General features: G+C 62.6%; 13 protein-coding genes. 6 read left to right on the forward strand and 7 right to left on the reverse strand.

Annotated elements, in window-relative coordinates; all coding sequences use genetic code 11:
- Nucleotides 1-35 precede the first annotated feature (35 nt).
- The 4 genes from secD to OZ411_RS05265 are packed head-to-tail and all read left to right on the forward strand — an operon-like array spanning nt 36 to nt 3923.
- On the forward strand, nt 36-1640 hold the full coding sequence (gene secD, locus OZ411_RS05250) for a protein translocase subunit SecD (protein WP_282527096.1): 1605 nt from the start codon (nt 36-38) through the stop codon (nt 1638-1640).
- 10 nt (nt 1641-1650) lie between these two features.
- Nucleotides 1651-2676 (forward strand): protein translocase subunit SecF, encoded by a 1026-nt coding sequence (gene secF / locus OZ411_RS05255; RefSeq protein ID WP_130581291.1) that lies wholly within the window; start codon nt 1651-1653, stop codon nt 2674-2676.
- Nucleotides 2677-2682: 6 nt separating this feature from the next.
- Complete coding sequence (locus OZ411_RS05260; protein WP_027579068.1) at nt 2683-3066, forward strand: Mth938-like domain-containing protein; 384 nt, start codon at nt 2683-2685, stop codon at nt 3064-3066.
- On the forward strand, nt 3063-3923 hold the full coding sequence (locus OZ411_RS05265) for a phytoene/squalene synthase family protein (protein ID WP_282527097.1): 861 nt from the start codon (nt 3063-3065) through the stop codon (nt 3921-3923). Before OZ411_RS05260 ends, OZ411_RS05265 begins: the two co-directional genes overlap by 4 nt.
- 52 nt (nt 3924-3975) lie before the next feature.
- Here the strand turns inward: OZ411_RS05265 and OZ411_RS05270 are convergent.
- The 5 genes from OZ411_RS05270 to OZ411_RS05290 form a co-directional block, all read right to left on the reverse strand.
- Nucleotides 3976-4918 (reverse strand): IS630 family transposase gene (locus OZ411_RS05270; protein ID WP_282527155.1). Its coding sequence is split into 2 segments (ribosomal slippage): nt 3976-4581 and nt 4583-4918, totalling 942 coding nucleotides; the frame shifts between segments, so codons are not numbered across the junction.
- A gap of 161 nt (nt 4919-5079) precedes the next feature.
- On the reverse strand, nt 5080-5355 hold the full coding sequence (locus tag OZ411_RS05275; protein WP_282527098.1) for a DUF1488 family protein: 276 nt from the start codon (nt 5353-5355) through the stop codon (nt 5080-5082).
- A 200-nt stretch (nt 5356-5555) separates the two neighbouring features.
- Nucleotides 5556-6659: a serine/threonine protein kinase gene (locus tag OZ411_RS05280; RefSeq protein ID WP_282527099.1), complete on the reverse strand. Its 1104-nt coding sequence runs from the start codon at nt 6657-6659 to the stop codon at nt 5556-5558.
- Between the two features lie 3 nt (nt 6660-6662).
- A complete protein-coding gene (trmFO, locus tag OZ411_RS05285) occupies nt 6663-8096 on the reverse strand; it encodes a methylenetetrahydrofolate--tRNA-(uracil(54)-C(5))-methyltransferase (FADH(2)-oxidizing) TrmFO (RefSeq protein ID WP_282527100.1) in 1434 nt (477 codons plus the stop codon).
- A 126-nt stretch (nt 8097-8222) separates the two neighbouring features.
- Nucleotides 8223-8375 (reverse strand): DUF1127 domain-containing protein, encoded by a 153-nt coding sequence (locus OZ411_RS05290; RefSeq protein WP_130581297.1) that lies wholly within the window; start codon nt 8373-8375, stop codon nt 8223-8225.
- A gap of 744 nt (nt 8376-9119) precedes the next feature.
- Here OZ411_RS05290 and OZ411_RS05295 point away from each other — a divergent pair.
- On the forward strand, nt 9120-9467 hold the full coding sequence (locus OZ411_RS05295; RefSeq protein WP_349016978.1) for a hypothetical protein: 348 nt from the start codon (nt 9120-9122) through the stop codon (nt 9465-9467).
- A 71-nt stretch (nt 9468-9538) separates the two neighbouring features.
- Here OZ411_RS05295 and OZ411_RS05300 read toward each other — a convergent pair whose 3' ends face one another.
- Both OZ411_RS05300 and OZ411_RS05305 read right to left on the reverse strand, forming a co-directional pair.
- Nucleotides 9539-10351, reverse strand: a complete 813-nt coding sequence (locus OZ411_RS05300; protein WP_282527101.1) for a lytic murein transglycosylase — start codon at nt 10349-10351, stop codon at nt 9539-9541.
- Between the two features lie 214 nt (nt 10352-10565).
- Nucleotides 10566-11474 carry a DUF2189 domain-containing protein gene (locus OZ411_RS05305; protein ID WP_282527102.1) on the reverse strand — a complete coding sequence of 303 codons (909 nt, stop codon included), beginning with the start codon at nt 11472-11474 and terminating at the stop codon, nt 10566-10568.
- A gap of 298 nt (nt 11475-11772) precedes the next feature.
- Here OZ411_RS05305 and OZ411_RS05310 point away from each other — a divergent pair, with 298 nt between their 5' ends.
- Nucleotides 11773-12168: a DUF3597 domain-containing protein gene (locus tag OZ411_RS05310; protein WP_282527103.1), complete on the forward strand. Its 396-nt coding sequence runs from the start codon at nt 11773-11775 to the stop codon at nt 12166-12168.
- Nucleotides 12169-12207 lie beyond the last annotated feature (39 nt).

Here is a 12207-nt window from a genome sequence, read left to right on the forward strand (position 1 = left end):
TCGCGCCGCAATTTCCGATCTGACAGGTCAACCCGATGTTGTATTTCACGCGGTGGAAGGCGCTGGGAATCATTCTCACGGCGCTCGTGGTGTGCCTTTGCGCCGTGCCGAACTTCTTCCCGGAATCCCAGGTCAAGACCTGGCCGGGGTGGGCGCAGCGGCGCCTGGTGCTCGGCCTCGACCTGCAGGGCGGCTCCTATCTGCTGCTCGAGGTCGATTCCAACTATGTGAAGAAAGAGAAGCTCGACCAGATTCGCGACGACGCCCGGCGTGTGCTGCGCGACGCCAAGATCGGCTACACCGGTCTCAACGCGCGCAATGATGCCGTGGAAGTGCGGATCAGCCGCGATACCGACCTGCCGACCGCGCTCTCCAAGCTGCGTGAGCTCTCGCAGCCGCTCGGCGGCCTGCTCGGTTCCAGCGGCCAGCGCAGCCTCGAAGTGTCCGATGCCGGCGGCGGGCTGATCCGCCTGACCGTGCCGCAGGCCGCCATCACCGAGCGCATCCGCCAGACCATCGAGCAGTCGATCCAGATCGTCGAGCGCCGCGTCAACCAGCTCGGCACCGTCGAGCCCGTGATCCAGCGCCAGGGCACCGACCGCATCCTGGTGCAGGTGCCGGGTCTGCAGGACCCGACACGCCTGAAGGAACTGCTCGGCAAGACCGCGAAGATGGAATTCCGCATGGTCGACACCTCGGTGTCGCCCGATCAGGCCCAGCAGGGCAGGGTTCCGCCTGATTCCGAACTCCTGATGAGCGCGTCGACGCCGAAGGTCCCGTACGTCGTCAAGAAACAGGTGCTGGTCTCCGGCGGCGACCTGACCGACGCGCAGCCGGGATTCGACCAGCGCACCGGCGAGCCGATCGTCAGTTTCCGCTTCAACACCTCGGGCGCGCGGAAATTCGCCCAAGCCACGACCGAGAATGTCGGCCAGCCCTTCGCCATCATCCTCGACAATGAGGTGATCTCCGCGCCCGTGATCCGTGAGCCGATCACCGGCGGCCAGGGCCAGATCTCGGGCAGCTTCACGGTTCAGTCCGCCAACGATCTCGCGATCCTCTTGCGCGCCGGCGCGCTGCCGGCGCCGCTGACGGTGATCGAGGAGCGCACGGTCGGTCCCGGGCTCGGCCAGGATTCGATCGAGAAGGGCGAACTGGCGGCCTATGTCGGCTCGATCCTGGTCATCGTGTTCATGCTTCTGACGTATCGGCTGTTCGGCGTGTTCGCCAACATCGCCGTGGCCGTCAACGTCGCGATGATCTTTGGCCTGTTGTCGCTTCTGAACGCGACACTGACCCTGCCCGGCATCGCCGGCATCGTGCTCACGGTCGGCATCGCGGTGGACTCGAACGTGCTGATCTATGAGCGTATCCGCGAGGAATTGCGGGGCGGGCGCAACGCGATCTCGGCGATCGATGCCGGCTTCAAGCGCGCGCTCGCGACCATCCTCGACTCCAACATCACCACCTTCATCGCCGCCGCGGTGCTGTTCTACATCGGTACCGGTCCGGTGCGCGGCTTCGCCGTCACGCTCGGGATCGGCATCATTACCACGGTCTTCACCGCGTTTACGCTCACGCGGCTGATCGTCGCGTGGTGGGTGTGGTGGAAGCGGCCGCAAAAGACCGTGCCGATCTGAGAGGCCTGTTGTGACTCATTATGTTCTCATTGGCCTTGGCATCCTGATCGCCGTGCTGACCGTCGTCGCCGCGCTCGGCATCCTGCCGCCGCTGCGCATCGTCCCGGACAACACGCATTTCGATTTCACGCGCTTCCGCCGCATCAGCTTCCCGATCTCGGCGGTGCTCTCGATCATCGCGATCACGCTGTTCTTCACCCACGGCCTGAATTTCGGCATCGACTTCCGGGGCGGCACGCTGCTGGAAGTGCAGGCCAAATCGGGCAACGCCGATATCGCCGCGATGCGCGCCACGCTCAGCACTTTGAACCTCGGTGAGGTCCAGTTGCAGCAGTTCGGCGGTCCGGCCAACGTGTTGATCCGCGTCGCCGAGCAGCCCGGCGGCGACAGCGCGCAGCAGGAGGCCGTGCAGAAGGTCCGCGGCGCGCTGGGCGATTCCGTCGAGTATCGCCGTGTCGAGGTGGTGGGCCCGCGTGTCTCCGGCGAACTCCTGGCCTACGGCATGCTCGGCCTGATGCTCGCGATCGTCGGCATCCTGATCTATCTCTGGTTCCGCTTCGAATGGCAGTTCGCGCTCGGCGCCATGATCGCCAACGTCCACGATATCGTGCTGACGATCGGCTTCATGTCGATCTCGCAGGTTGATTTCGACCTCACCAGCATCGCGGCGCTGTTGACGATTCTCGGCTACTCGCTCAACGACACGGTCGTGATCTACGACCGTATCCGCGAGATGCTGCGGCGTTACAAGAAGATGCCGATGCCGCAGCTCCTCAACGAATCGATCAACTCGACGCTGTCGCGCTCGATCATCACCCACGTCACCGTGACGCTCGCGCTGCTGGCGCTGCTGCTGTTTGGTGGTAACGCCATCCACAGCTTCACCGCGGTGATGATGTTCGGCGTGGTGCTGGTCGGTACCTACACCTCGATCTTCATCGCGGCGCCGATCCTGATCTATCTCGGCGTGGGCACCGTACGTGGGGACGCGCCGGAGACGCCGGCCAAGAAGCCGGAAGCAGCGGCAAAGAAGTAGCTGGTCATGGCTCAATCCTCGGACGCTCCACATCTTCCGAGGTCGGCGCCGATCGAGGCTTATGGCAAAGGCGGCTTCGCCTTTGCCGACATGTCGCATCGCGGCTCGCTGCTCTGCCTGCCCGATGGGATCTGGGCCTGGCCGGTGACGACCCCGCAGCAGATCGACCGATACTCGCTCGAGCGTGTGTTCGCGAAGGCCAACATCATTGACACGCTGATCGTCGGCACCGGAACAGAAACATGGATAGCGCCCAAGGCGCTGCGCGACGCCTTGCGCGCGGTGCATGTGGTGCTGGATACGATGCAGACGGGACCTGCGATCCGCACCTACAACATCATGATGGGCGAGCGGCGGCGGGTGGCGGCGGCGCTGATCGCAGTGCCATGAGCGAGCCCGGCGGCACGGACGCCGCGGCGTTCTGCGCCGAGCTGGTGCGCACCCATGATTTCGCGCGCTATGCCTCCACGCTGTTCGTGCCGGCGGTCGAACGCCGCGCGCTGCTCGCGATCTACGCCTTCAACGCCGAAATTTCCCGCGTTCATGAGCTCGTCAGCCAACCCTTGCCCGGCGAGATACGCCTGCAATGGTGGACCGACATGCTCGCAGGCAGTGGCCATGGCAGCGTCGAAGGCAACCCGGTCGCTGCGGAGCTGTTGCTCGCGATCAGGAATTTCCGGCTCCCCGTCGAGCCGCTGTCGCGGTTGGTCGAGGAGCATCAGTTCGATCTCTACAACGATCCGATGCCGTCGATGGCAGCGCTCGAGGGCTATCTCAACGAGACCGCCTCGGCGCTGTTCTCGCTCGCTGCGCGCGTGATGGCGCGGCCGTCAGAAGAAATTGATCACCTCGCGCGGCACGCCGGGCTCGCGCAAGGTATCGCGCAAGTGATCGCCGCATTGCCGCGCGATGCTTCGCGGCGGCAATTGTTCCTGCCGCTGCAGTTCCTTGAGCAGCACGGCGGCGGAATCGAAGACGTATTCTCCGGCAAGCAGACGCCGCAACTGCGCGCTGCGATCGACCAGCTCATCGGCGAGGCGACGAGCCATTTGAAGACCGCGCTCTCGCTGTTGCCGACGGTTTCGCCGGCGATGCGGCCGATCTTCCTGCCATTGGCGCTCCTCGAGCGCGATCTCGCGCGGATGTCGCGGACCAGCACGGACCCGTTCGCCCCACAGGTCACATCGCGGCTGCGGGTGCTGTGGACGGTGTGGCGGGCGTCGCGGCGACGGGAGTTCGGCGGCTAGAGCATTTTCGGTTCTGATTGAATCAGAACCGAAGCTCTAGAGCGTGATGTTTTTATACGGAAACATATCCTGAGTTTTTGAGATAGTTGGCGCACTCCTGGCTTGAGAAGAGATCGAGGAGTTCGCCGACCTTTCGCCAGGTTGCCTCGACATCGCGAGGCTCCGCGGCTCGCATCAGGTGTTTGAGTTTGGCGAAGACCTGTTCGATCGGATTGAGGTCGGGACTGTAGGGCGGCAGGAAGAGCATATGCGCTCCCCTGGCGCGGATGGCGTTGCGGGCGAGCTTGCCTTTGTGACTGCCGAGATTGTCGAGAATGACGACCTCGCCCTTTGCCAGGGTGGGCGCCAATATCTTCTCGACATAGAGGGTGAAGAGTTCGCCATTGATAGGACCGTCGATAGTGCAAGGTGCGCTGATCCTATCGTGGCGCAGCGCGGCGATGAAGGTCATGGTCTTCCAATGGCCGAAAGGCGCCGATGCTTGGAGACGCTGTCCGCGCGGCCCCCAGCCGCGTAGCGGCGCCATGTTCGTTTTGATCCAGGTCTCATCGATGAAGACCAAGCGCGAGGCGTCAATCCTGCCTTGATGAGCCTTCCAGCGCGCCCGTTTACGGGCGATATCGGGGCGATCCTGTTCGGCCGGATGGATCGTTTTTTTTGAAGCTCAGCCCCTCAGCGTGAACAAAAGCCCACACCGCCCGCACGTCTGTCTTGATGCCACGCTCAGCCAGCTCCCTCGTCAGCTTCCGCAAGGTGAACGGTCCCGAGCAAATGCGCTTGCGCAGCCAGTCGGCGTTGGCGCCGGACAGAATCGGCTTCTTGTGACCACCGATCTTGCCGGGCGAAACGCCTCCGGTCTCTCGCCTCAGATTCTTCCACTTCGTCACACAGGACGGACTGATCTGAAGCGCCGCTGCAATCGAGCGAACGGTCTCGCCAGCATCAGCTCGCCTAAGCGCCAGTTCGCGGATGTCTTCCGAATAGGGTCGCGTCATCCATGCTGGCCCCGGTCCCCAGCATGGAGTTTGAATCAGAAATTCCTCCAATTGGGAATCCCGATTCCGCCAAAAAACAACATGCTCTAGATTCTTGCTTTGACGCGTTTTCTTCACGCGAACCGGCGTCCACTTCGCTCGAAAACGCTTTAGCCCGCGCGCTACTTGCCGATGTGCTTGGTAAAGATCCTGATCGTGCGGCCCTTCACGACCGGGCCGGCATCGAACAGGCCGGACGCGATTTTCTCGATCTCGTCGCGCAGCGACACAAACTGTCCCTGCCGCGCCATGCTTGGCGTGCCGCGCGTCCCGGCAAGCTCGTCCATCGCGGCGTCGCTGATCTGACACTCCACGGCTTCGCCATCGTTCAGCATCGTGAACGTGAACGCCAGTCGTTCGGAATCATGTCCGCCAATCTTGCCACGCGCCAGCGGCATCGAAACACTCTCCTTGGGGATGATTCCAAGACTGCTTCGCAACGATGGCTTTGTCGAGGTAACGAGTTGGGATGGTTAGAGCGCTTTCGAGCGAAGCATGCCCTCGGACTTGATCCGAGGGTGGACGCCGGTTCGCGTAAAGAAAACGCGTCAAAGCAAGAATCTAGAGCTTCGGTTCTGATTCCATCAGAACCGAAGCTCTAGCGCGTGAGCCGGTCCATCTCGGCGACTTCGAAATTGAAACGGTCGCGAAGATTCTTGCGCTGCTCAAGGATGTCCTTGAGGAAGGCGCGGTCGGCCTCGTTCTGCATCATCGGCTCGATCAGGTCGATCTGGTTCATCGCCACGAGCTGCAATATCTCCGTGCGCGGCTTGCCCGCGGCATCGCGCGGCAGCGCATGGACGACTTGGATATGCTCGGGCGGCTTGACACCCTTGGCTGAGGCAAGCGTGTTGCGCAGCTTCATCTCCAGCGCGACCTCGTCGGCTTCCACGAAGGCATAGAGCCCGACGCCGACCCGGCGGTCTGCGAAGGCGACGATCGCGGTGTCGCGGACTTCCGGGTTCTTCCGGATCAGATCGATCAGGACCGGCGCGTCATTGACCAGCCGCCGGCCGCCGCCTTCGCGATCGGTGAAATTGAAGAGTCCACGGGTGATCGCCTGATAGACCTTTTTGCCGGTCTTGAGCCAGACGCTGGCGACGACTGACTTGCGAGCGAGGATCTTGCGTTCCTTCGGGGTCAGCGCATCGGGCGCATAGCTGCGCTTGTGCTTCAGCAGATGCCGCAAATCCTCATAGGCCGCGATGCGGAACAGGCGGCTGCGGCGCTTGAAGCAGGCGGCGAGCTGGAAATCGGTGAGATAGGCGCGGCCGTTGCGGCCGACCAGCCAGTTCTGCTCCTTGGCGAGATCGTTGTGGCAGATGCCGGCACGATGCAGTCTGCGCAGCGCATCCTTGGCCGAACGGAAATAGGCGACATCGCCATGCGGCTTCGCCAGGTGCAGCGCCACGCCGTCGATGAACCCGCGCACCAGCGCGCGTTGTCCCGCCCAGAGCAGCTTCGGTCCGACGTCGAGGTCGCGCGCCAGCGACAGCGCGCGGCGCTCGCGCGAAAACAGGTGCAGCGCCAGTGGAAACGACCAGAACGGCACCAGGTCGAGCCGGCGCAGCACCGCATCGGTCTCGCCGGTCTCGATGCGGAAACGTCCGCGCTCGACGGTCGAGAACACGTCGCGCTTGAGCAGGACTCCTTCGCGCCATCGCGCCGACAGGGTGGCGGCGTCGTCTTTCGGCAAGCTCATGGCTTAAGCCGCCGCCGCGACGTGCAAATGGTCCGATATCCAGCGGTCAAGATCGGCAAGCGCGCGGGCTGATATCGCCTGCTTCTTCGCTACCGTCTTCTCGTTGCCGCGGAGCCGCGTGCCGTCGGGCTTCTTCGTTGGCGGGCTGGCCAGCGGCGGGAACAGGCCGAAATTGATGTTCATCGGCTGGAACGAGCGCGGACCCGTGTCGACGGTCTCGATATGGCCGCCGGTGATGTGGCCCAGCAGCGCGCCTAGCGCCGTGGTCGAAGGCGGCGGCGCCAGCGAATGGCCGCGAGCGTCCGCCGCGGCATAGAGGCCGGTGAGCAGGCCGATGCTGGCGGACTCCACATAACCTTCGCAGCCGGTCATCTGGCCGGCGAAGCGCAATCGCGGCTCGGCGCGCAGCCGTAGTTGTGAATCCAGAAGCTTGGGCGAGTTCAGGAAGGTGTTGCGATGCAATCCGCCGAGCCTCGCGAATTCGGCGTGCTCGAGACCCGGAATGGTGCGGAACACGCGCTGCTGCGCGCCATGCTTCAGCTTGGTCTGGAAGCCGACCATGTTGTAGAGCGTGCCGAGCTTGTTGTCCTGGCGAAGTTGTACGATCGCGTAGGGCTTGGTGGTGGGATCGTTCGGATTGGTGAGGCCGACCGGCTTCATCGGCCCGTGCCGCAGGGTCTCGCGACCGCGTTCGGCCATCACCTCGACGGGCAGGCAGCCGTCGAAATAGGGCGTGTTGGTCTCCCAGTCCTTGAAGTCCACCTTCTCGCCGGCCAGCAGCGCGTCGACGAACGCGTCGTACTGCTCCTTTGTCATCGGGCAATTGATGTAGTCGGCTCCGGTGCCCCCCGGCCCAACCTTGTCATAGCGCGACTGGAACCACGCCACGCTCATGTCGATGGAATCCTTGTGCACGATCGGCGCGATCGCATCGAAGAAGGCGAGCGCGCTTTCGTCGGTCAGCTCACGGATGGCATCTGCCAGCGGCGCCGAGGTGAGGGGGCCTGTCGCAACGATGACGTTGCGCCACTCGACGGGCGGTAGGCCCGCGATCTCCTCGCGGCGAATCTCGATCAGGGGGTGCTCGTTGAGCGCCTTGGTGACCGCGGCGGAAAACCCCTCGCGGTCGACCGCCAGCGCCCCGCCGGCGGGCACCTGGTTGGCGTCGGCGGCGCGCATGATCAGCGAGCCGAGCCGGCGCATTTCGGCGTGCAGCAGGCCGACTGCATTGTTGGCAGCATCATCGGAGCGGAAGGAATTGGAGCAAACGAGTTCGGCAAGGCCATCGGTGCGATGGGCCTCGGTCATCCGCTGTGGGCGCATCTCGTGCAGCACCACGCGCCGGCCGGCATTTGCCACCTGCCAGACGGCTTCAGAACCGGCAAGGCCGGCGCCGATGATGTGGACAGGATCAGGAGAAGGCTTGGTCGCGGTCATCGCGCAGGGTTAGCGCGTTTTTCGCGCGAGCGCATCTGAAACCGGGCAGAGAAACTGGGGAGAGAATACGAGAACGCCCGCGTAAAGGGGCGGGCGTTATCCGTTCATTGATGGGCTGACAAAGGATCAGCCGTTGAAGTGCCCAGAGGCCACGCGCGGAATATCAGAGCGATCAAGGCCGATGTCCGCCAGCTCGCGATCGCTAAGCTGGGACAGCTCGGCAACATTACGCTGATAATCACGGAACGCCCGGATCATGCGGATGAGCGAGAGTAACATGGTAGTCTCCTAGAAATTACGATTCAGCTCTATGGGAAGCGTCATCGTCGATAGAATGAATATAGGTTGAGTTGATGCAGTGCGGTAGTTCCTATGTTGCGGTGCAGCTAAGTGAAAAATGCATGACGTCGGTAAGGCCTGATTAACCCATCAGCGGAGCGGCCCGACGAGGCGTCAGCGGGTTGGTGAGAACGCGTGCCGGTATTGGAAAAGGTCCGTAAAATCACGGGCTTGCGATGAGGGCGGCACTTCCGTCGACGCTTGGCATATGGGTGCGCACGGACGTGAAATCAAATGCTCGGCCTTGAGCCCCGCCCGGCGCGACGCCGGAGACCGATTCGGGGTGGCTAGCTTCTCATGCGTGATTCGCATGCGCCTTGACCCTTAGAAATGAAATTAAATTCATTTCTTCTGAGGTCGATCTAGAAGAATATTCCTCGTGGTCCCAGGATTTGGTGCGGAATGCCGAGTCCGCGAAGCCGGGCCAAGATCGACGGATCACTGAAGCATGTTTGCAGTCCGAAGGCTGCCTGCGGCCGATGCCGCTGCCGAACCTTCAACTCCCTATCCTCCGGGGTACGGTTCGCGAGCGGAGGGGACCGGATACCGCAGTAGCGGCAACGATGCTTCGCGCGGCTTGCCCTTCCTTACCAAGCTGTAATGAAAAATAGATGCAACGCATGCGTGCTTTGCTCGCAGCGTCGATCACATCTCTATCGCGCGGAATTCATTCTGAACTTTTCGATGATGAGCGAACAATGGTTGTCACGGATTCCGGCAATCACGTCGGCTTCCGTTCAAATAATACGGAAAATGGGGAAAAAACCGATGCGCAACAAACTGATTGCAGCGACTGCGATGGCTTTCATTGCTTATGCCGCCATTCCCGCCCACGCGGCTAAGGTCACCGTCGGCTGCAGCGGCGACAATCTCGCCAAGACCGAATCCGCAGTCGAGACAATGGCGGACGGTCCAGGCAAAATCGTGGCGCAAAAGGAGATTGCGCAAGCGCAGGACGCTCTGCTCGGTGGCAAGATGGGCGTGTGCGCGGCGCATCTGAACAAGGCGATGCACGCCGGCGAGGCGAAGTAAGGAGCAACGCTTCTCATAGGCGCCGATCGTCCCGCGGCGATCGGCTCCTTAAAGCGAGAGGGAGGGAAGCGCTACGGTACGCGGGTGAGTTGGGTGGCAAAATAGGCGACGGTGCGCGCATAAACCTCGCTCTTGTTCCATTGCTGGATTACCGCGAAGTTCGGATTGCCTGGCTCCCAATTCTTGCCGCGTTGCCAGCCATGGTTCGCGAAGAAATTCGCGGTCGAGGCCAGCACATCGGGCGCGCTGTGCAGGAGATCGCGGCGGCCATTGCCGTCGAAATCGACTGCGAATTTGATGTAGTTCGACGGCATGAACTGGGTTTGGCCGATCTCGCCGGCCCATGCGCCGCGCAGTTCCTGTGGAGGGACATCGCCGCGTTCAATGATGCGGAGCGCATCCAGAAGCTCGGCCCTGAACATATCGGAGCGGCGGCAATCATAGGCGAGCGTCGCCAGCGCCCGCAGAGTTGGGAATTTGCCGATGTTGACGCCGAAATCGGTCTCCAATCCCCAGATCGCCACCAGCACTTCGCCCGGTACGCCATAGGTCTCCTCGATGCGGGACAGCACCGAGCCGTACTGCTTCATCATGTTTGCGCCGCGGGTCAGGCGGGGCGGCACCATGCGTCCTGAGAATTCCTCGAAGGTCTGACTGAACACCTTCTGCGACTGGTCGCGCGTGAGCACGTTCTTGTCGAGGGTGACGCCGTTCAGGCCGACCTGGATCGCGGACTGCGAAATCCCCTTCGATGCCGCTTCCTTCTTGAAGTCGTCCAGCCACGTATCGAACGAGCCGCTGCCGCAGGTCGCGGCGAACGAAGGCGTGCTGAGGGTCAGGAGCAGGGCTCCCAGTGCAGTCCGGAGGGAAAAGCGAAAGCCCATGAAATCACTCACTCCGTGTCGACGACATCATCGACACTAATCTGGAAACGCTACCAAAATGTTTGCGGCAAGAGCGGCCAAAACAAGGCTTGTCGGCGTTGCACGCGCAAGTCAATCCACCATGCCGGGGCGATGTCACGTGCCGGAGCTCGGACGAACCCCAGTCTGATGCTGGCGCGCCAGACCGGGATGATGGAACAGATTTGCCGAAGATCTACGCGCTGTTTTTCCGACGCCACGGGAACAGGTTAGCGGGGAAGTCGGCAGCAGGCTTGCGCTCGCGCGGACGTGGCGGGAGCGGCTGCACATTGGGGTCGGGAACGATGATCTGCCGGTAGAGATGCCAAGTGGCGTGGCCGAGCAGGGGAATGACGATGGCGAGGCCGAGGAAGAAAGGCAGCGTTCCCAGCACCAGCAATGCTGCGACGATCAGGCCCCAGGCGGCCATCGGCACCGGATTACACGCGACCGCGCGAAGCGAGGTGACCATGGCTTCACCGGTCGTAGCGTGACGGTCGAGCATCATCGGGAACGACACCACGCTGATGCAAAGCGCGAGCAGGGCGAAGAGGAAGCCGACGCCGCAGCCGACCAGGATCAACCACCAACCCTGCGATGTCGTCAGCACCTGCGTGAGGAAATCGGGGATCCCCGCCGCCGTCGCGTAACCGAATGCCGAGACATAGATGGCCTGCGCCGTGGCGATCCAGGTCACGAACAGCGCGAACAGCAGCGTGCCTAGTCCAAGCATGGCGCCGAATGACGGCGAGCGGACGATCTCGATTGCGCCCCATGCAGAAGGCTCTTCGCCATTCTCGCGGCGGCGGCTGAGTTCATAGAGACCGATCGCCGCGAACGGGCCGAGCAGGGCGAAGCCCGCGGCCAACGGGAACAATAACGGCAGCACGGAATAGCCGTGCACGACGCGGGCAAGCACCAGGCCCAACACCGGATAGACCACGCACAGGATGACGGCGTGGCTCGGGACCGCCTTGAAATCCTCCCAGCCGAGCTGCAAGGCGCGATGCAGATCGCCGAGACTGATGGTACGAATCTCGGGCGCAGCCGCGACTTCCTGTCCGCTCTGCGTCAGTGATGTGACATTGTCGTGATAGGTGGCCATAGTCGTTGTCTCCCTGCGCGGCCGCATTTCTGTGCCCGCCAGCGAGGGGCACAACGTGCCGTCTCCTAAGCGATCACGAACAGGCCAGACGCGAAGACACCCAAGCGGCCATGTCGCGAACTGAGATGTCACGGTACTCCCAAACCGGGACAGACGCACTCACGCTTCGGTGAATGTCGCATTGGCAACCTTGGCTGGTCCGGGTAAAATCATTTTGCGACCCCGGCGGGTGCTGCCGGTCGAAAAGAGCCCCGAGAGAACCACCTGACACCACATCTCAAGTCCTTTGGAGTGAACGATGAGCATTTTCGGAAAAATCATGAGCTCGATCTTCGGCAGCAGCACAGCGACTGCAGCGCCGGCTAGCGGTGCGCCTGCGGGGAGCGCGCCCGCCGCCGGGGCCTCGCCGACCGCTCCGGCTGCCGCGCCTGCGCAGAGCGTCGACGTCGCTCCGATTTTGGATGCAGCCGTCGCCGCGAAGAAGGAGAAGCTCGAGTGGCGCACATCGATCGTCGACCTGATGAAGGCGCTCGACATCGATTCGAGCCTGTCCGCGCGCAAGGAGCTTGCCAAGGAACTCGGCTACACCGGCGACACCAATGATTCCGCGAGCATGAACATCTGGCTGCACAAGCAGGTGATGACCAAACTTGCGGCCAATGGCGGCAAGCTGCCGCCGGAAATCAAGCATTAAGGCGACGCTGGTACTTGAGCATTCGAAGGCCCGCGATCG

This window comes from Bradyrhizobium sp. Arg237L (assembly GCF_029990105.1).
Lineage (GTDB): Bacteria > Pseudomonadota > Alphaproteobacteria > Rhizobiales > Xanthobacteraceae > Bradyrhizobium.

What these genes read in the sequence shown, in the direction of transcription:
- secD (WP_282527096.1), top strand. Translation starts at nt 36, where the DNA reads ATGTTGTATTTCACGCGGTGGAAGGCGCTGGGAATCATTCTCACGGCG.
- OZ411_RS05260 (WP_027579068.1), top strand. Translation starts at nt 2,683, where the DNA reads ATGGCTCAATCCTCGGACGCTCCACATCTTCCGAGGTCGGCGCCGATC.
- OZ411_RS05265 (WP_282527097.1), top strand. Translation starts at nt 3,063, where the DNA reads ATGAGCGAGCCCGGCGGCACGGACGCCGCGGCGTTCTGCGCCGAGCTG.
- OZ411_RS05275 (WP_282527098.1), bottom strand. Translation starts at nt 5,355, where the DNA reads ATGCCGCTGGCGCGTGGCAAGATTGGCGGACATGATTCCGAACGACTG.
- OZ411_RS05280 (WP_282527099.1), bottom strand. Translation starts at nt 6,659, where the DNA reads ATGAGCTTGCCGAAAGACGACGCCGCCACCCTGTCGGCGCGATGGCGC.
- trmFO (WP_282527100.1), bottom strand. Translation starts at nt 8,096, where the DNA reads ATGACCGCGACCAAGCCTTCTCCTGATCCTGTCCACATCATCGGCGCC.
- OZ411_RS05290 (WP_130581297.1), bottom strand. Translation starts at nt 8,375, where the DNA reads ATGTTACTCTCGCTCATCCGCATGATCCGGGCGTTCCGTGATTATCAG.
- OZ411_RS05295 (WP_349016978.1), top strand. Translation starts at nt 9,120, where the DNA reads ATGATGAGCGAACAATGGTTGTCACGGATTCCGGCAATCACGTCGGCT.
- OZ411_RS05300 (WP_282527101.1), bottom strand. Translation starts at nt 10,351, where the DNA reads ATGGGCTTTCGCTTTTCCCTCCGGACTGCACTGGGAGCCCTGCTCCTG.
- OZ411_RS05305 (WP_282527102.1), bottom strand. Translation starts at nt 11,474, where the DNA reads ATGGCCACCTATCACGACAATGTCACATCACTGACGCAGAGCGGACAG.
- OZ411_RS05310 (WP_282527103.1), top strand. Translation starts at nt 11,773, where the DNA reads ATGAGCATTTTCGGAAAAATCATGAGCTCGATCTTCGGCAGCAGCACA.